18 protein-coding genes are annotated in these 18,569 nt (G+C 31.9%); 14 read left to right on the plus strand and 4 right to left on the minus strand.

All coding sequences use genetic code 11. From position 1 onward, the window contains the following. Nucleotides 1–1,833, minus strand: a complete 1,833-nt coding sequence (locus NEF87_RS01990) for an ABC transporter ATP-binding protein (RefSeq protein ID WP_457918404.1) — start codon at nucleotides 1,831–1,833, stop codon at nucleotides 1–3. Between the two features lie 270 nt (nucleotides 1,834–2,103). Between NEF87_RS01990 and NEF87_RS01995 the strand changes: the two genes are divergently transcribed. From NEF87_RS01995 to NEF87_RS02040, 10 genes are all read left to right on the plus strand, one after another. Then, entirely contained in the window at nucleotides 2,104–2,469 is a 366-nt protein-coding gene (locus NEF87_RS01995; protein WP_457918405.1) for a response regulator, read from the plus strand. Nucleotides 2,470–2,494: 25 nt separating this feature from the next. Next, entirely contained in the window at nucleotides 2,495–3,151 is a 657-nt protein-coding gene (locus tag NEF87_RS02000; RefSeq protein WP_457918406.1) for a hypothetical protein, read from the plus strand. A gap of 36 nt (nucleotides 3,152–3,187) precedes the next feature. After that, complete coding sequence (locus NEF87_RS02005) at nucleotides 3,188–3,796, plus strand: hypothetical protein (RefSeq protein WP_457918407.1); 609 nt, start codon at nucleotides 3,188–3,190, stop codon at nucleotides 3,794–3,796. A 3-nt stretch (nucleotides 3,797–3,799) separates the two neighbouring features. Then, nucleotides 3,800–4,384 (plus strand): hypothetical protein, encoded by a 585-nt coding sequence (locus tag NEF87_RS02010; protein WP_371804716.1) that lies wholly within the window; start codon nucleotides 3,800–3,802, stop codon nucleotides 4,382–4,384. A gap of 24 nt (nucleotides 4,385–4,408) precedes the next feature. Beyond that, nucleotides 4,409–5,551 (plus strand): hypothetical protein, encoded by a 1,143-nt coding sequence (locus tag NEF87_RS02015; RefSeq protein WP_457918408.1) that lies wholly within the window; start codon nucleotides 4,409–4,411, stop codon nucleotides 5,549–5,551. 38 nt (nucleotides 5,552–5,589) lie between these two features. Continuing rightward, nucleotides 5,590–7,023 (plus strand): TPR end-of-group domain-containing protein, encoded by a 1,434-nt coding sequence (locus NEF87_RS02020; RefSeq protein ID WP_457918409.1) that lies wholly within the window; start codon nucleotides 5,590–5,592, stop codon nucleotides 7,021–7,023. 628 nt (nucleotides 7,024–7,651) lie between these two features. Next, nucleotides 7,652–7,951 (plus strand): hypothetical protein, encoded by a 300-nt coding sequence (locus tag NEF87_RS02025; protein ID WP_371804719.1) that lies wholly within the window; start codon nucleotides 7,652–7,654, stop codon nucleotides 7,949–7,951. A 101-nt stretch (nucleotides 7,952–8,052) separates the two neighbouring features. After that, nucleotides 8,053–8,895, plus strand: coding sequence for a hypothetical protein (locus tag NEF87_RS02030; protein WP_371804720.1), 843 nt, complete (start codon nucleotides 8,053–8,055; stop codon nucleotides 8,893–8,895). Between the two features lie 152 nt (nucleotides 8,896–9,047). Further along, nucleotides 9,048–9,779 (plus strand): chemotaxis protein CheW, encoded by a 732-nt coding sequence (locus NEF87_RS02035; protein ID WP_371804721.1) that lies wholly within the window; start codon nucleotides 9,048–9,050, stop codon nucleotides 9,777–9,779. 18 nt (nucleotides 9,780–9,797) lie between these two features. Next, the gene (locus tag NEF87_RS02040) at nucleotides 9,798–11,426 is read left to right on the plus strand and encodes a chemotaxis protein CheW (protein WP_457918410.1); all 1,629 of its coding nucleotides are present in this window, start codon (nucleotides 9,798–9,800) and stop codon (nucleotides 11,424–11,426) included. 191 nt (nucleotides 11,427–11,617) lie between these two features. On the opposite strand, the gene NEF87_RS02045 is transcribed toward NEF87_RS02040, so the two are convergent. Further along, entirely contained in the window at nucleotides 11,618–11,881 is a 264-nt protein-coding gene (locus tag NEF87_RS02045; RefSeq protein WP_457918411.1) for a hypothetical protein, read from the minus strand. A gap of 226 nt (nucleotides 11,882–12,107) precedes the next feature. On the opposite strand from NEF87_RS02045, the gene NEF87_RS02050 reads away from it, so the two are divergent. Continuing rightward, a complete protein-coding gene (locus tag NEF87_RS02050; protein ID WP_457918412.1) occupies nucleotides 12,108–13,385 on the plus strand; it encodes a zinc-ribbon domain-containing protein in 1,278 nt (425 codons plus the stop codon). 661 nt (nucleotides 13,386–14,046) lie between these two features. Further along, entirely contained in the window at nucleotides 14,047–14,286 is a 240-nt protein-coding gene (locus NEF87_RS02055) for a hypothetical protein (protein WP_457918413.1), read from the plus strand. 113 nt (nucleotides 14,287–14,399) lie between these two features. Here NEF87_RS02055 and NEF87_RS02060 read toward each other — a convergent pair whose 3' ends face one another. Together NEF87_RS02060 and NEF87_RS02065 are read right to left on the minus strand one after the other, a co-directional pair. Beyond that, the gene (locus NEF87_RS02060) at nucleotides 14,400–15,521 is read right to left on the minus strand and encodes an actin family protein (protein WP_457918414.1); all 1,122 of its coding nucleotides are present in this window, start codon (nucleotides 15,519–15,521) and stop codon (nucleotides 14,400–14,402) included. 210 nt (nucleotides 15,522–15,731) lie between these two features. After that, complete coding sequence (locus NEF87_RS02065; RefSeq protein ID WP_371804727.1) at nucleotides 15,732–16,301, minus strand: Rab family GTPase; 570 nt, start codon at nucleotides 16,299–16,301, stop codon at nucleotides 15,732–15,734. 275 nt (nucleotides 16,302–16,576) lie between these two features. Here NEF87_RS02065 and NEF87_RS02070 point away from each other — a divergent pair, with 275 nt between their 5' ends. Both NEF87_RS02070 and NEF87_RS02075 read left to right on the plus strand, forming a co-directional pair. Next, nucleotides 16,577–17,935, plus strand: coding sequence for a hypothetical protein (locus NEF87_RS02070; protein WP_457918415.1), 1,359 nt, complete (start codon nucleotides 16,577–16,579; stop codon nucleotides 17,933–17,935). Between the two features lie 221 nt (nucleotides 17,936–18,156). Continuing rightward, nucleotides 18,157–18,411 carry a hypothetical protein gene (locus NEF87_RS02075; protein ID WP_371804729.1) on the plus strand — a complete coding sequence of 85 codons (255 nt, stop codon included), beginning with the start codon at nucleotides 18,157–18,159 and terminating at the stop codon, nucleotides 18,409–18,411. The last annotated feature ends 158 nt before the right edge of the window (nucleotides 18,412–18,569 follow it).

Below are 18,569 nucleotides of genomic sequence, written 5' to 3' on the forward strand. Positions count from 1 at the left end.
TTAATTATTCTCCTCCAATAATTCTTCTAAAGTTTTATCAAAACGTGTTAAAAAGATTTTTCTATATTCCTCTGAGGTTTTCAATAAGTGTTCATGGGAACCTTGTGCAACAATTTTACCAAGCCGAAAGACAATAATTTTATCCGCCCACCGAATTTGACTCAATCGGTGAGTAATTAAAAGCGTTGTTCTTCCTTTGAGAATGCGGGAAATTGCCCTTTGAATATTTTCTTCCGTTGCAGAATCAATTGCTGAAGTAGAATCATCTAAAACCAAAATTTTAGGATCCGAAATAAAAGCGCGAGCGATTGCAATTCGTTGACGTTCTCCCCCACTCAATTGAACACCACGTTCTCCGACATTAGTATCGTATTGTTTTGGTAACTTTAAGATAAATTCATGAGCTTGAGCATCCTTTGCGGCTTTAATTACTTCTTCTTTACTTGTTACTCTCCCAAAAGCGATGTTTTCAAAAATACTTTTGGAAAACAGAAATATATCTTGCTCAATGTATGCAATTTGATTGCGAAGAGAATGCAATTCATAGTCTTTAATATCAATACCATCTACTAATATTTGACCTTTAGGTACGTCATATAATCTTGAAATTAATTTTGTGCAAGTTGTTTTTCCCGATCCTGTTGTCCCAACAATAGCAATTGTTTCACCAGCCTTAGCTGAAAATGAAACACCTTTCAGAACCAGATTCTCGGTCCTAGGATAAGAAAAAAACACTTCTTTAAATTCAATATCTCCACTAATATTCTTTTTAATGGAATTATCCATTTGAACAATTTCTGAAGATTTATTCATTGTATCCAGTAGTCTATCAGCCCCCGCTATCGCACGTTTTACTAAAGCAAAAGCCCATATTGATATTCGTGTTGGAAAATAAAGTGTCAAAATCAACCCCATATAACCAATGATCTCATAGACCTCCATTTCACCTCTTTGTTGGAGAATAATTGCGTAAACAAGACTTAAAGTTATTGTTATAGCAACCATAAGAAGAGGAAAATATCGAGCTTGAATTTGTCCTTCCTTAACTCCAATTTCAAGGTATTTTTTTGCTTGCTTTTGATATAACCGAATTGAACGTTTTTCTTGAGCCATGCCTTTTATAACTTCTATTCCAGATAATGATTCATTAAGGATGGCGTTAAGATTGCCATATTCCATTTGCTTAGCTTGAACTACTGGCCCTAAACTATTAACATACTGTTTTAAAGCAACAACAAAGAGTACACTATAGATTGAAGGGATTATAGCCAATCTTGGGGAGTAAATTAAGGCAACCATGACAATCGGTACGATTGTATTAATAACCGATTCAAAAATTAGTGATATACCGGGACTAATTAAAAAATTTAATTGACGGACGTCATTTGTTGCTCTAGCCATTATATCCCCCAGTCTTTGTTCATCATGGAATGATTGACTTTTTCCTAATAAATTTAAATATAGTTCATTTCGAGAATCCCGTTCCATCCGTTGTGCTAATATTTCACGGAGAACATTTCCCAATAAATCTAATAAAGGTGAACCTATTCCTAATAGCAAGATTAAAACGGAGTAAAATATCAAATCTTGAGTGTTTCCGGCAGTAAAAGACCCAATTGCTTCTCCTAAATATACTTTCACCCGGGCATAAACAATTGCCGAAAAAATTGTTAAAATGACCCAAGAAAAGATAAAAATTTTATTATTTCTATATAATAGATGTTTTAATATCCAAACATAGGTTTTTTTTTGACGTGCTTCATAAAAATCATCATTAGTTGGCTTAAATTCTAGATGATTCAAATTTCTGCTAGTTTCTACTTGTTTTTGCACTTTTCCACCACAGTTTTTAAATGATTAGTTAATGGTCAATTAGGATTGAATTAAAAAGCTAACTCCTATTGATAATAATAGCTTACTTAATGAAAATTGATGAATAAAAATTTCGATTTGAGTTTATTAAGATTGCCCCATTTCTTGAATACTGTTAGAAAATTTTCAACAATTTGTTCATATTCTCATTAAAACTAAAACATTTATGAAAAAGGAGGTTTTTCAAATTATTCAAATATTTATAAGATTTGTGAAGAAAGTTGATAGAAAATGGCTAAAATTTTAATTGTTGATGACGCGAAATTCATGCGAAACATATTGGTGAAAATTTTGACAGCAAATGGTCATCAAATAGTCGGAGAAGCAGATAGTGCGAATGAGGGAATAGAAAAATTTAAAGAACTATCTCCAGATTTGGTTACTATGGATATTTGCATGCCCGATAAAAGTGGTATGGAAGCGATTAAGGAAATTATCGAAATTGATCCCAATGCAAAAATTGTGGTATGTTCTTCACTTGGACAAGAATTGATGGTTATGGAAGCAATTCAAATGGGGGCAAAAGACTTTATTGTAAAACCATTTAAAAAAGAAAAACTCGCAGAAATGATCAACAAAATCGTTCAAGAACCATGAATTAATTATAGAAGAATGATTAAAAATGGAACCTGAGAAAACACCTAGCAACCTATCCAAAAAAGATGTGTATATAAAAAATTTAGATATTTTCAGAGAATTAGGAAACATTTGTGCTGGGGGGGCTGGAAATATATTATCAAAATTGATAAAAAAGAAAATTTATTTTGATATACCACCTGCTAAATATTTATCAATTTCCCAAATAATTAAAGGGAGATTGATTGAAAATCAAAAACAAATGTGTTTACATGGTACAATAAAAGGTTTCTTTCAGGGTAAGATTTTTTTAATGACTCCTATTGATGAAACAGAAATTCTTCTTGAAAATTTATATAAAGTAAAAAAAAAGGCAGAAATTAAAAAAAATCAGAATTTTAATTCAAATGACAACCAAATACTTCATAATTTTTTTAAAAAGCTTATCAATGCATATACTGATGCTTTAGCGAGTTTTCTACAAGTTTCATTAATGTTTGATGAGGAACAATTTATAACAAAACAAGGTTCTGATTTCAAATCTTGTGTTGCTTCAACCACAGATGAAGAACTAAACAAGGCGATAACTATAGAGACAACAATCAAAGTTGAAAATGAAGAAATAATCCACTGCAGCTTCTTGTTTATTCTAGGATCAAGTGAAGTTGATACGATTTTAAATCGAATTGAAGAAATATGGTAAGATACATAGATTAAAAAAAATTTTTAGATGAAAATAATGAAACGAAAACCTTTAGAATTACCTAAACAAATTGAAAAGATCCCATACTATTGTTCTGTATGTGCAATGACACATGTTGTCCAAATTCGGAAAGAAAATTTACAAGGAAAACACTTTCCCATTTCCTATGTATATATTCACGGAAATCCTCAACTAGCAACTGTTCTTTATATAGACAAAGATTTACAAGTCCGTGGATACGAAAATGTGAAAGGAATTGGTATAAACTCAGATCAATTAGATGAAATTCTGCATGAATCCCGTTTTAATACCTTAAAAAGAATTCCACTATCATCCATCTTAGCCTTTCGCCTCTTTCAAAATGAAGATATAAAAAAAATGTATGTAAAAAAGGGGTTTGAAAATTCGATTAATTTTGATGCCATCTCAAACTTAATAAGCGATACTCAAAAAATAACACATAATTTCGAAATGTGTAGCGATTTTTATATGAAATTCAATGATTATTGGATTGGAGCATTGCAATTATTGGATTTTCGATTTATTATGATTGTATCTTCCGATATTGATGTGGATCATTTAAAGTTTCAAATTATGAATTTGTTTGAAATATTCTCTGCAAACTATAAAACTAAGGATGTATGAGCCATGGATGATAAATTTAGTGTCTTAACAGAACAGATAATAGAAACAATGTTTTTTTGCAATAAATGTCAAGAAAATCATTGGGTGCAATTACCAAAATCTCTTTTTAATACGAAATCTTTTCCAGTTTCCTATGCTTTTGTACACGGAAATCCTCAGATCATCGCAATTTTATATATCGATAAAAATCATACAGTAAGGGGAGTTGAATATCCTAAGCAAATTGGAATTAATCGAGATCAATTATCTGAAATTATTGATAAAAGTAAAAGTCAAACTTTTTCTTCAATCCCAGAAGATTTAATCTATGCATTCGAAGTGATTGCTGAAGATAAAATTAAAAAGATCTACTCAAAGCAGGGCTTTGAACAAATCGTTAACTTTTCAGCAATTAGAGAAATGATCACCCTTACCCCAAATTTTGTTAAAACAAAAGAATCTTTCAGAGAATTCTTTATTAAATATAGCGATTGTTGGATTGGAGGAATGGAATTGTATGATCACTACTTTACAATGGTAGTTGATGCATCAATTGATATTGATCATTTTAAATTTCAAATGATGGCAATGTTTGAATCTTTAATTTGAAAGATTCAGAGAGACGAGTTTCACATGGGAACATATCATTATATTAATCTAACACATTTCACAGATCCTTTTGACTTTTTACCACTACTTTCTCAATTATCGGAATCAATTAAAAATCCTTTTGTAAAAATTAATAGAATAATTTTTTCCAATTTTGCCACAGCGCGACAATTTTTAGAACAAATATCAGATACCCCGTGGAAAACCCAAACTCAAGATATTATTCCAAAATGCGACCAATGTAACACAGATTTGGATAAAAATATAGACGAAAATCAAGTCGAATCACAGATTTCAATAAAAGCACCCAAAATAATAACTTCTAATGAGAGTGCTTATGAAATTGAACGAGTTTTACGCATTTTCGGAGAATATCAATCTACAATTAAGACCGAAATATTATGTTCAGATACTTCTGAGGCGCTTGACACTATGAAATATTTTTTGCAAGATAAATTCCCCGATCTTTGTTTAACAACTCCCATTCGTTGCTCACTCGTTCATAATGAATTCGAAATCGATACAACAAACAATAAAAAGACAAGAAAAAAAAATCGAAAGCCACCGGCACCCTTTCAAAGATTTCTAAAAATATCCGCCCCACACCTTTATCCAAATTCTATTGGAAATGACTATTATGGGAATCCTGTGTTTTCTTCCTATCTCACTTTGTTTAATAATATGCTTTCACCTTCTCTTTCTGAAAATGCATCCTATACTGAAATAGAACAGAAAATTGAGCAATTTGACCAAATTCCCCTTCCTCCTTCCCCTTTAAAATATTATGATCTGCAAACGAAGGAAGGAGAAATTGAATTGCGGTTTCAGACTTATTTACCCCTCCCATTGTTTATGGATTGGATGAATGTGCTAAAAAGAATAATAGATCAATTTGATCAATCCCTCGAAATGTTCCGATGTTCTCTGGTTTATGATCATTGGGAAACAGAACTAGAACAGAAATCGGCGAAATTGGATCGTTTCTTTTTCTCTTGGAACGATATAGAATTTGCTTATACCGAAAAAAATTATCTATTTTTATCTCAATTTTCTGCAAAACCAGGATCTGGCGCACTTTATCTCAAATTGACACCTTTCATTGAAGATTCCGATTTTCGAATTCAACTTCTCGAATCTGCTACTAAACAAAAACTTCAGCTCATGTAAAAAATTTAAACGGTGACCCCTTTCCAATATCATATAAAATGAGTTTAGAAGAAGAAAAACATAATCGGTTTAAAAAAGGACAAATGCTAATAAAAAAGGCTCAAAAGTTTATTTTAAAAAAGAGATATTCTAAAGCTCGCGAGTTATTGTATGAAGCGCAAGAAATTTTTGAATTTACTGAATCTTCACTTACTGAAGGTAAAGTTTTTGCTTCAATTGCTGAAACTTTTGAGATACAACACATGTGGGACAATGCATTGAAATTTTATCAAAATGCACTAGAAAAACGAAAGATTGCAGGAAGTGTTATTTTATTATCGGAAACGCACCGTAAACTGGCAATAGTTCAAATGGAGTTAAAAAATTTTGAAATGGCCCATGCATCCGCTCAAAAATCGATTGATTTGGTAGAAAATCTTGAACATCCATTATCGAAAGCAGAAGCCTTTCATACCCAAGGGATAATTTATTTAAAGGAATTAGATTATGAAAGTGCTCTTTTTTATGAAAATTTTGCGTATGAAAATGTCCAGATACAACTATCATGGAATTTAGCCTTGGATATTTTTGAGAATTTAGCCTTTATCCACTATAATATTGGAGATTATTCCCAATCTAATATTTTTTGCAAGAAAGCCCTTGAAATGGAGCAAAAACAGAGAAATTATGTTGTTATCAGCACTATTTTGGAATTGATGGCATTAAATTATCGACTCTTAGGTAAAATTGATCAAGCTTTAACATACATTAAAGATGCGCTTTCAATACAAGCCCATTTAAATCCAGATATAGCCTTAAAACAAAAAAACAAAATGAAATTAAATTACGCTACAATTCTTTTTGACTGTCACAAATTTTCAGAAGCAGAAATAATTGCTGAAGAACTTATTGAACAAGCGGAACTATCCCAAGATTCAGAACAATTAGTGCAAGGGTTACTCGTTATGGTCAAAATAATTATGGCTTTACCAACTCATGAAGAATTTAGTAATACTAAACATTATTTAGAAGAAGCGAAGAAATTAGCTCATACTCTAAAAAATCAGGAATATTTAACTGAAATTTATATATATTATGGTAGATATTATGATTTGTCTTCAGAAAGGCTTAAAGCGGAAGAAATGTATCAATTGGCGATCGATACCGCAATGATATCACAATCAAAATTGAAAATTGGAGAGGCATTTGAACAATTTGGTTTATATTTTCACAAACATAAAAAAATGGAATTGGCTCATACCAACTTCAAGCAAGCGGTTCAATATTTGTCAAAGACACACAATAATATGGATTTAGCAGAAGCTCATTATAATTTAGCTTGTACTTGTTCAGTTTTACATTTAGGAGAAGATATTTTGACACATCTTTCCCAAGCAATCAATTTGGATCCAAAATACAAACAGATTGCCAAAATGGATGAAGATTTTACAGGAATTTCAACACAAGAAGTATTTCGCAATCTTGTTGAATAAACTTTACTCATTTTTTATTTATAGATCCTACGTTGTAATTCATGCTATTAGTGAATTAATAAATTGGAAGACCGAAGCTAAAGCAATAAATACCGTTACTTTCAGAAGCTGTTCGAGAAAATTGGACGTCCAATTCGCGCTGCGCTTATTTTATTAACACATTATTAAAAACTATCTGATTTTTGTCGGTTTTTCATATTTGTCACCCAAGAAAAACTTCCCATTTCTTCCAAAATCGAATCAAATCCAAGTTCCGACATTAATTAAAAATTGTGATATAATGAAGTTTTATGATATGTGGAAAATAGATAATTATTTTGTCGAATTAATTCTTGCGACTTAAACCGCTAGCTTTTAGTATTGATCTATTTTTGTCGAATATTGTCGAAGCTGGAGATCTTCACTTCCAAATTGCGGTAATTGTTCCTCGGTTTTTCACTTGGTCCCTTAAATATCCAACTATACTTTGATTATAATAGAATCAAAATCATGATATCCCAATCTTATACTCATCTGATTCCGATGTCGAAGAGATTGATTAAAAAAATGTGAATAATTATCTTTGGAGATAGTATGGGGATGTGTGATCCCCTTTATTCCCATTGTTTAATGTGTGTGTGAAGCAAAAATGTCAATGTATAGAAAGTATCTTTTAAAGAAAAACTTCTGGGCTCAACCCAAGAAGGACGGGAGCGATCCCAGCTGCTATGTGAAACATGATATACGAACAGGGGGAATTTATGCCTACGTTCAACATCGCGGAGTTAAAATCGTAGCCGATAATAAATCTAAAGAATTTAGTAACTTTAATGAACTCGATCAATATTTAGATCAGCTTTCCATGTCTACTCGCGAAGATACCACTCAATTCATGCAAGTGTTAAACCGTCGCAACTCGTCCAAAATGCTCCGAAAAATAACCATTTAATCAATTGTAAACAAAACTCCGCTAAAAGAACTTAAGTAATCCTTACTTTTTTATTCCTAAGTTTTCAAATTTAATTAAACTCAAGAAGGTCACTGTTCTCTATGAAACATATTTGGATTATCAATAAATTTTCATCTACAAATTTACTTTATCGGAATTATTCTGATTTTAGTATCGATCCTGATTTGGTTAGTGGTTTATTGACTGCCTTAAACTCCTTTTCAGAAGTTGAACTTAAAGCTCATGGAATTTCCTCGATACATATGGGTGGTTTAAAGTGGGTATATTCAGATCAAAAAGAAATGCATCTAATGCTGATTGCTGCAGATAAAATTGAAGCTCAAACTGAAGTCCTTCGGGCTCGTTTAGAGGTAATCTTCAAAATGTTCATTGAGAAATATGGAATTATCCCTGAACAAATGGAAAAAACCTTAATTGATTCGGTCCGCTTTGATGATTTTGCCGAAGAATTGGATTTATTAAAAGCCCAATGGATACAAGCAGAAGAAATAATCACAGGGGGAGCCGCAAAAATATTTGATCTTTTAGGCGTTTTTCAGCAGATCTACTCGGCTTTCAATAATATTATTCGACTTAACTTTTTCCAAGCAGATTACGATAATACGGTTATCGAAATAAAAATGATATTGGAAAATATGAAGGGAACCCCAGAATTCAAAAAATATCCCGAATTGTCAAAAATTAAATTTGATAAATATGGATGGGATGTAATTAACTTAAACCCAACGAATTTGGATGAAAAAGTTCTGGCACGAATCTTAATTATGTTAACCCTCCATTTAAACAATATTCTTACAACGAAATTAAGTAGATCGTCAAAATATAATGCGTATTCCAAAGAAATCTTTCCATTATTGCTTGAAAAATATGATCTACTCGTTTCATTGGATATTTTGCATACTTTAATGCGAGTTTTTTTGTAGAACGAAGATTCAAAATAAAAAATTCTGAAATTTCATGATTTGGTTTCCCAAACTAGTTTTTTTTTTTGAAAATTTCATGCAAATTTTATGGATTTTTCATGAATTTTTTTTTAACACTAAGGGATAAATTCCTTTTTGTGCAAAAATCACATATGAGTAGCATGCTAGATGGTTCCATAAAACTAGTAATATTCGAATTGGCATCGGAAGAATTTGGAGTAGATATCCACAAAATTAATTCTACGGTCAGAATGCAAGAAATTATCAAAGTACCCAATGCAAATGCGTTTATTGAAGGTATTTTAGATTTTAGAGGTACACCTTTGCTCGTCATAGATCTTCGTAAGAAATTTGGACTGTCAACTGAGGCTAAAAACATAGAAAATATGCGAATTTTGATCATTGAGTTTCAACCGCATAAAATCGGTTTTATAGTAAATGCAGTTACTGAGGTTAAACAAATCCCCTTTAATACCATAGAACCCGTTCCATCAAATATTTTAACTGATGAACTAGAAGAAAAGTATTTGCTAGGGATAAGCAATTTAGAAAAAGGCGAGCGATTAATTTTAATGCTAGATCTAGCGAATATGTTTTCACCGCCAGAAATTGATGAACTCAGTCGTCTACTCAATGATCAAGAGTTTTTGCAAAATTGTCTAAGAACTGGATTAGAAGAAATGAAAATCTATGATGAACAAACCGCCTCCACATTTGATCAAGAACATCGTAAAAAAATTGAATCTAAAATAGAATCAAATGATTCGAACAAAATAATTGAAGATAATATCTCAACTGAACGCAAAATTGTACAAAAATTGGCAGTGAAAGAAATAGAAGACGAATTACAATTATCTATTAACTATAGCGACGAAGAAGAATAAGACAATGAGGTACCTGAAATGAGTAATATAACTGATAATGGTGAAAATTCGGAAGACATAGTCGATGTTCTTCAATATCAAGAAGAATTAGAATTAGATGATGAAGAAATTGAAGAGATAACACATAATCAAGAACAAAATAAAACGGTTTTATACATAACAATAACATTACAACCCGAAACCGAATTGAAATATACACGCGCATATCTATGTTTAAAAAAAGTTCGAGAATTTGGAAAAATATTTAAAACTGTTCCCAATGAAGCAAATTTAAAAGAAGAAAATTTCGATCGTAGTTTCAGAGCAATACTAATTTCTCAAGAAATAATAGATATTCTCCCTCTAAAACAAAATCTTGGGAGTATTGCCGCAGTTGATTCAGTCGAGATCGTAGTATTCAACATGCGAGAATTATCTGAAAATTTAGATGCGAATTCTCAAGAATCTAAAGGTAAAAAAAATAATATTATGGCTGTCCAAAATGTTAAGGTCTCGATCAAGCATTTAGATAATCTAATGAATTTAACTGGAGAATTATTAATCACCAAGATTCGTCTAGATAAGATTGCTCAACAAAGACATGTCAACGAATTGAATGAAACTTTAAACTTGATTAATCGTATAACCTTTGATTTACAAGATGAAGTACTTCAAATGCGAATGATTCCTGTATCTCATATTTTTGATCGCTTTCCAAGGATGGTACGAGACTTAACAAAATCCTTAGGAAAATTAATTGACTTTTCAATGGAAGGAAGAGAAATAGAATTAGATAGAACAATTATAGATGAAATCGGAGATCCTATTGTCCATCTACTTCGAAACAGTGTAGATCATGGAATTGAAAAACCAGATATAAGAATAACCAAGGGGAAGAATCGAATTGCTTCATTAAAATTACGCGCTTACCGAGAACGAAATTTTGTAATTATTGAGATTGCAGATGATGGTAAAGGGATAGATTTTGATAAAATTAAACAAAAAGCATTAAAAAGAAATTTGATTACATCAGAAGAAGCTGATCAAATGACAGATTACGACCTTAAACGGTTGTTACTAGGAGGAGGGATCAGTACAGCAGATAAAATATCGGAAATCTCAGGTAGAGGAGTTGGATTAGGTGTTGTGAAACAAAAAATTGAATCAATAGGCGGAATAATTGATGTTGATTCAAAATTAGAGAAAGGGACCAGGTTTTTATTAAAACTACCTCTTACTGTTGCCATCATTAAATCACTTCTTGTAAGTTTGGGTTCCGGGAGAGATATGGAAATTTATGCAATTCCTATTAATAATGTGGTTCGTACAATCGTAATTCATGAGAGCGAGATTCGTACGATTAAAAATAAGGAAGTAATTACAATTATGGGAAAAATTGTCTCAATTGTAAGATTACGAAAGTTAGTTTCATATGAAGATAAATCCAATGAAGATCAAACACTCAAAAATGTTAAAATGAAAACAATAATCGTCATTGAACGTAATGGGATGGAAGTCGGATTAATGGTAGATTCTTTGATTGGTCAACAAGAAATTGTTATTAAAAGCTTAGGAGGTTTGTTAAAAGCAATCAATGGGGTTTCAGGAGGAGCTATCCTCGGAGATGGGAAGGTAGCATTGATTATTGATGTAGGTTCCCTTTTTTAATACAATATTAATGGGTGATTGGAACAGCAACGACTCTTTTCGAAAGCGAGATAAATTCTGAACTTTATTTGACTAATGAAATGCTTTTTATTACTGAAACATCAAAAAATTAAAAAAAAAAGTCGAATTAAAAAAAGAAGTAATTTTTTATCATACTTTTCAAAAAGAAATCTTTTCTATGTTGTTTTTTTCTAATTGTTTTGTTGAAGATAAGTAAGCACTTTTTTATCCCAAGTATCTAGAGATGTTCCAGATAATTTGCTTCCATTTGGCATCATATTTACAGGGACTAATGCCATCCCTAATTTTGCTTTAATTTTTTTCCTTACGCATTTTTCTTGTTCTGGACCTTTACAAAATTTCCGAACAAAACCTTTAAGAGCTAAACGACGTTTTTCATCTCTTTCAAATTCCTTGAAAAAGGCACATGATTTTAAACTTGGACATTCTGACATTTTTAATTGTGATGATTTAAAAATGTCATGAATATATATTCACGGTTTTAGAAATTTTCTATACTCTTTCTCACCAAAAAACTAATAATCAATTCAAGGTTCAAAAAATTTCATGAATAGAATTAACATCAAAAAAAAAGAAATGGGCTACTGATGATTCTAATAGGGTACCAACCTTTTTCTGTCATGACTACCAATTTTTATTCCCTAAAGGTGTGAAAAAAAAATGATCTATTGTCCAAATTGTGGGGAAGAACTCGTCGATGAAGCCGTTTTTTGTGCAGAATGTGGCACAAAGATCGATTTACGACATCCTTCAGATATAAAACCCAAAACCCAAAAAAGAACTCAAAAAACCCCCCCTCATCGAAAACCTACCCCTGCTTATTCAAGTGTCCAAATGAATAAGAAGGCGAGGTCTCCAAATCAAACCAAAACTGCAGGTAAAATTGGCATTGCTATAATCGTAGGAATTATGGTGATCAGTGGATTATCTTATGGTTTTTCATTTATTGGTCCAAAAACTACCCTTCAAGACACAGTTACATATCAAGATCAAGATCCAATTCTTAGTGCCCAAACAATGATTCCAGTGAGAATGGATATCACATCCGCAGATGTGAAATTCCAATATAATTCAACAATCATGAATAATAGTATTAAAATTCAAGCAAACTATGATCTATTGGGCAGGTTCAAAGAAGTTGAAGATGTGAATCAGATCTTAGATATTAATTTTTCAACCCTTAACGAGGAAATCAATTTTGAAGTTAAGTTTAAAGATGATAATAATGATTTTTCAGATAGAACTTCCATCAATATAACTTTAAGAACCGATTTAGAATATTATTTGGATATTGAACTTTATTCCGGAGATCTTATTATTGAGACGGGTGAAGATTGCGTCATTAACAGAATGGAGGTGCAATTGACTTCAGGGGATGCTCAAGTTATCATCACACCAAACAGTTACGTTAGATCTGCAATAAATATTAACTCTTTGTATGGAAATATTGATTTTACAGCAGAAAAAACAATTTTCAATTCTTCCTTATCTTTAACTGTTACTTCAGGAACCATTTCCAGCGATATTTCACAGTCGCATTTTCGGGGAATAATTGATTTTCAAATGACTACAGGTCAAATGAATTTAATCCAAAGTGAGATAACTTGTGAAAAATCTTTGATCTGGAATATGCAAGGCACATCTGGTGACATTTATTTAGATCTAGAGCAGCATATTTCACCTTTAGCAAATATGTCAATTCAAGTTGAACTAATTAGCGGGGATATAGATGTAAATTATTTAGGAAATGCATCTGTAGTCAGAGCAATTGTTAATTCTTCCACTTCAACGGGAGAAATTAACTATCAAGCCGCTACTGGATTTAATGAATCAGATGGCCAATTATATTCAACAAATGTGGATATCTTAGTTGGATTTAATCTAGATCTATCAACTATAAGTGGAAAAATAGATTTTATTGGATCTAGTTTAAAATAAGTACACTTTTTTTTGCCAACTGAGTTATAGCATGTAATCCCACGACTTTTTGACTCCTACGGACCACAAACCAACGAATTGACATGACCGTTCATAGTCAATATTCCATGGAAACCTTTGATAGAAGGATAGTCAATTGTCGTTCCGACAATCAACTTAGGATAGTCAAGATTGTGGAACCCTATGGACTGATAGGATAGTTAACATATTAAACTTTCAGATAGTCAGGGGTCCGGCAAAAAGGAGTAAAAAATGCGCTCAAAATACGCTACGAATCAGTTAGGTTAAAGAAGCGAGATTAATTTTTTGATATTTTTTGAGGATTTTTTTTAATTTATGGTTTTCTCCTAATTGTTAGTTTGTTAATAATACGTATCGGAATCTTTTCATTATTCCATCCCTAAAATTGGAAAGTTTCTAATATGATTATCTCAGTTTTCTGAATGAAATGGCGCTTATTTCTTATTTCAAAACTCCTAAATTATGAAAAAAAGAAAATATGACCAAATGCTTTTAGGATCAAAAAAAAAAAAATAGAAGTAGCTCAAAAAAAATTGGACAAATTCTAAAAAAAATCTAGCGAAATAAGCAATATTCTCGGCACAAATTATATATAGGCTCGGAACCATGACTAAATCAAGCATTTACAGTGGAATCAAAAATGAAAATTGCCATTAACTACCGTGAAGAAATTGAAACCAATATCCGTGAAGATATAGAATTTGTTCGAGATGAATTTGAATGTCTTTTCGGTCAAAAAAATAAATATACTCTCCAAGATAAAAATATTGCTATAGGATTACTAAATCACTTGTCCAAATTAATAGAAACCCCTATATGCTTAGATTTTCTATCTCGCACCCTTGAAGATTTAGAACTAAACTATCCAACCTTATTTTAAACCGACTTGATCTTCAATTTATTCCTTTATTCTCGCTTATTTTCAAGAAGAATGAGCATCATTATAACGATCAGAATTAAGTTAGAACGGAAACAAAAAAAAACATTTTAACTTCAAGAATTTAACATTTCGTCTGATACACCTTCATCATAATATCGCTTGCGTGTCATCCAACTTTGCTGAAATTCGGGAATTACAGACAAAATAGATCCACCAACCCAATTTGAAAGTGTTCTCCCCTTTGGAGCAATCACCCTAATCATTTGAGCAACTTTTCCCATCTTATTTAATTCTGTCTCAATCTCTTGTTTCAATTTTACTTCAAAGAGAGGAAACTTAGATGAACCTCCTGTGATAAAAATATTTTGTAACAGTTCTCTACGAATATCCACATCACAAGACTGAGCAACATTCACTATGGCTTGAGGAAGACTCTCACATTCAATATTATGTAAGGAAGGATCAAACAACAATTCAGGTACAATAAAACGTTCACTCCCAATAGTAATCGTAGAAGAATCGGGAAGAACAAAATCTTTTTGAAAATTAGCATGATTCTTTAAATCATTGTCAAAATCTAAAGAACAGAAACAAGCACGTTCTTTTAGAACTCGAATTAAATTTTTTTGCACAGAACTATCAACCGGGATCCCAAGTTCATGAACTTTTTTTGACATAAAGGAGTCCAACACATTTCCCCCCAAGGGAAGAAATTTAACTGCGTGTTGTAAAACATATGATTTGTAGATTGGAGTAATTCGAATATTTGAAGAACCCATATCAACCACAAGCCCAGTATCAAATCCACCAGAATACATAGTAAGCAAGGCCCCACGAACAGGATAATATCCCGCTACATTTATCTTCTCAAGAAATATTTCAAAGAGTTTCCTTTTGGACTCAATAGACATAAAAGGGTTTGTAGTGAACATTACTTTACATAAAGTAGGATCAACATGTAATAAATAAAATATATAATCTAAGATGGAAAGAAATTGATCCCAGTCTTCTATTTCCCCCCCTTTACCAATAGGAGAACTTACTTTGTAGAGTCCCAAGGAATCGATGATTTCGTTACCAATGAAAAGTTGTTTCTTTTGGTCGAATCCAATAGTTTTATACTTAGGGGATCCTGTTATGGTAAAAAAAGAATAACGTGGCTCATTTTCTCCCCCAAAACCAATTTTGGTTGAAAATTGGCCCATGTCTATAATTACACTATAAAAATTTTCCATCTAAAAAATCCTACCCTCTTTCCATTTCATATCAATATAATATATATTGAAGATATTATAAATATCAACTTTACATAATAGATTGACATAGAATAAATTAAAGATTTGGGTAATATCTCAGTTGAAATCGGAATAGGTTATTGGGGCATTCAGATGTATAACAAAATAAGATTAACTTTCAAAAAAATAATTTAAGAAAAATATGGACCCTTAAGGATTTCGCTCAATGATCCTGCGACCGATTGTTTCAAACAAGAGATCAACGTTTTGACCCGTAAGTGCACTGGTTTCAACATAATCAGGAATTGTAAGTTGTTCTTTTAAATGGTCTACATGAGCCAAGCTAATCTTTCGATCTTCAGTCAAATCGGATTTATTCCCTACCAAAACCATAGGTAGATCTATTAATCCATCTTTAATTAACTCTGCATGCCAACTTTTGAGATTGCTATAAGTATGTGTACGAGTCAAATCAAAACCTAACAGTACACCATTTGCTCCATTGAAGTATACTTTGTGTAACAGAAAGAATTGAGGTTGTCCCGCAAGATCCCACAACATTAAATCAATTTTTACATCTTTTCCCCCAACATTAATGGTGATTGGTTGTTTGCTAATACTTACTCCAACAGTAGGAATATAATCTTTCTCAAATTGATGTTTTACGAATTTGCGAATGAGACTGGTTTTTCCAATGGAAGGATCTCCAATGACGATAATCTTATACACCCTATCACCTTTATCTCGTGTTTGCACGTATAATTCTTCTTCTTTACTCATGATAAATCACTTAATTAATTCTCAATTATATAATAATTATCTTCGAGCCAAATAAATGTACTTCATTACCATCTGGTTAGCAACCTTAGGATTGTGAAAAACCAAATTCAAATACCATTCAAAATTTCCCAAAAAAAAATGTGATTCCTTTCAAAAATCCTTAAGGAAGAAAAGTATTAAAGAACTAAAAAAAAACTAACAATATAGTCCGCAATATAAATCAAAATTTATTCAACAACAACAAAAAATTATATGAATAAAACGAAGGCAGAAGTATGACAGCAACAAACCAAGAATCAATAGTGTTTTACCTAGATTTAGCCACCAAAATCTTAGGAAAAAAAGATATGGTGAAGTCGATTCAATCGTTTTTAGAAGAGAAATTAAAAAAAAATCCGGATACATCGTTTAGCGCTTTCTATTTTAAAGAAGGAAATGAGCCTTTTTTATCGGAAGAAGTCTCTAATATTAAAGATTTAACAAAAATAATCAACAATGATTGGAAAACCCGTGAACAATCGGAATCAAACTTTGAAAATGGCCTCTTCTATTGTCTCTCATTTTTAGCTTCCAAAGCGGCCATTTCTTCGGGAAGTTTTCGAGTCATTTGTATAAGCGATTTGCCGAGCAAAAAAGGATCCGAATATGCTGAAGCTTTAATGGCTTTGGTCGAGACGGTAAGGACATTTCCAACCTTTATTGATATAATCAGAGTTGGAAAATCTGAAATGTACCCAGATGATGTAAAACTGAGAATAGTATCCACACTAACTTCAGGTGGGTTGTTTTACGCTTCGGATTCCAAAGAATTTAAATTAACTTTTGTAGGTTTGGCAAAAAACAAAACACTCCCAGATTTAAGAGTCGAAGGAGGCCAAGAAATTGATCAAGATAAGAAAACCTATTATGAAAATTTAGCAAAAGCTCTCGTGCAAGGTCAAATAGGGAAAGAAAAATGTAGCCTGTGTTCCAAAAAAACATGCGATTACTGTAATGAAAAAGATGATATTTATAAATGTAGTCAATGTGGGACATTTTACCATGAATGCTGCGCAGCCCTTTATTCTTGGAAATTTAATATGGGATTAAAACACATCTTTCGATGTATAACCTGTGGAGCCATATTGAAGTTAGAAGAATCTCTTGTATATGAGATAAATGGGGAAACTATGCCAGATCAAGAAGAATTACCAACGATTGAGGAAGAATCTGATGAAGAAAAGTGGACTCCTGAAGCAGAACCAGAAGAAATAATCGAAGAACCCATTGTAGAGCCAGAGGATACCAGTGTTAGCGAATCAGTAGCATCGGAAGAACAAAAACCTTCAGAAGATAGCAGTGATAGTAAAGTCGAAATGCGTCCCGGTTTGTTTGGCCCACGCCCAGTACCTAAACGACGAAGTGGATCTAAACCAACAGAAATTGAATCAACAGAAACTAAACCCAAAGAAACTGAAGCCGCAATACCCAAGGCGAGTAAAGCGGAAAAAGCAATTAGTGCCCGAAAGAGTCTTGCTGAACGAAGAAGAAAAAATAGGTCTGGAAATGGAACGATTAGGATTTGCAGAGTATGTTCCACTCGATTAAAACCAAATGATCGTCGATGTCCAAAATGCGGTTCTCCAGCTTATTAAAGCACCCCCTTTTTTTTAAAAATATTTTCTCAAAAATTCTTCTTGTTTCAAAAGCATTTAAGTAAAAAACTTTTTTGGTATTTCAAATAATTGTTGGCATATATTTTAAAGATCGAATTGCGTTAAGTATGTTGAATGACTGTTTTTTCAATATTTTCCAACAATATCTACAAAAAAAAAAATGTAACAAATAAATGCTTGTTTTAAGGTGAAAAAAAATCATGACAAACCGAAAGAAAGTAAAAGCAGAAATTTCTAAAAATCTAGATAAGGACATTCAAGTATTAGCCGATATTGAAGTAGAAGAAAGAGACAAAGTATTTGAAGGTGATAGTAATCGATATAGCCAAATTCTTGAACAAAGGAAACAAGACAAACGTGAACGTGAAGATGCAAAGAAACAAAAAATCCATCTAGGAAAACGAAAACATATTGAAAAACGAGCCATAGCAGAGGTCGAAGAACAACAAGCATAAATATCAAATCATGGTTTTCCAAAGGAAAATCATTGACCTACTTTTTTTTTGAATTATAGTCAGAGAAAAAACATCCTCACGAAATGCTTCATATTCTTTTAATATACTCCTAATCTTCAGATATTTACTAATTGTAAGAAGAAATGTGATATAGAAAA

This window comes from Candidatus Lokiarchaeum ossiferum (assembly GCA_025839675.1).
Classification (GTDB): Archaea; Asgardarchaeota; Lokiarchaeia; order Sigyniarchaeales; family Promethearchaeaceae; genus Lokiarchaeum; species Lokiarchaeum ossiferum.

Excerpts from the sequence above, each read along its gene's own strand:
- NEF87_RS01995 (WP_457918405.1), top strand. The coding sequence starts at position 2,104 with ATGGCTAAAATTTTAATTGTTGATGACGCGAAATTCATGCGAAACATA.
- NEF87_RS02000 (WP_457918406.1), top strand. The coding sequence starts at position 2,495 with ATGGAACCTGAGAAAACACCTAGCAACCTATCCAAAAAAGATGTGTAT.
- NEF87_RS02005 (WP_457918407.1), top strand. The coding sequence starts at position 3,188 with ATGAAACGAAAACCTTTAGAATTACCTAAACAAATTGAAAAGATCCCA.
- NEF87_RS02010 (WP_371804716.1), top strand. The coding sequence starts at position 3,800 with ATGGATGATAAATTTAGTGTCTTAACAGAACAGATAATAGAAACAATG.
- NEF87_RS02015 (WP_457918408.1), top strand. The coding sequence starts at position 4,409 with ATGGGAACATATCATTATATTAATCTAACACATTTCACAGATCCTTTT.
- NEF87_RS02020 (WP_457918409.1), top strand. The coding sequence starts at position 5,590 with ATGAGTTTAGAAGAAGAAAAACATAATCGGTTTAAAAAAGGACAAATG.
- NEF87_RS02025 (WP_371804719.1), top strand. The coding sequence starts at position 7,652 with ATGTCAATGTATAGAAAGTATCTTTTAAAGAAAAACTTCTGGGCTCAA.
- NEF87_RS02030 (WP_371804720.1), top strand. The coding sequence starts at position 8,053 with ATGAAACATATTTGGATTATCAATAAATTTTCATCTACAAATTTACTT.
- NEF87_RS02035 (WP_371804721.1), top strand. The coding sequence starts at position 9,048 with ATGAGTAGCATGCTAGATGGTTCCATAAAACTAGTAATATTCGAATTG.
- NEF87_RS02040 (WP_457918410.1), top strand. The coding sequence starts at position 9,798 with ATGAGTAATATAACTGATAATGGTGAAAATTCGGAAGACATAGTCGAT.
- NEF87_RS02045 (WP_457918411.1), bottom strand. The coding sequence starts at position 11,881 with ATGTCAGAATGTCCAAGTTTAAAATCATGTGCCTTTTTCAAGGAATTT.
- NEF87_RS02050 (WP_457918412.1), top strand. The coding sequence starts at position 12,108 with ATGATCTATTGTCCAAATTGTGGGGAAGAACTCGTCGATGAAGCCGTT.
- NEF87_RS02055 (WP_457918413.1), top strand. The coding sequence starts at position 14,047 with ATGAAAATTGCCATTAACTACCGTGAAGAAATTGAAACCAATATCCGT.
- NEF87_RS02060 (WP_457918414.1), bottom strand. The coding sequence starts at position 15,521 with ATGGAAAATTTTTATAGTGTAATTATAGACATGGGCCAATTTTCAACC.
- NEF87_RS02065 (WP_371804727.1), bottom strand. The coding sequence starts at position 16,301 with ATGAGTAAAGAAGAAGAATTATACGTGCAAACACGAGATAAAGGTGAT.
- NEF87_RS02070 (WP_457918415.1), top strand. The coding sequence starts at position 16,577 with ATGACAGCAACAAACCAAGAATCAATAGTGTTTTACCTAGATTTAGCC.
- NEF87_RS02075 (WP_371804729.1), top strand. The coding sequence starts at position 18,157 with ATGACAAACCGAAAGAAAGTAAAAGCAGAAATTTCTAAAAATCTAGAT.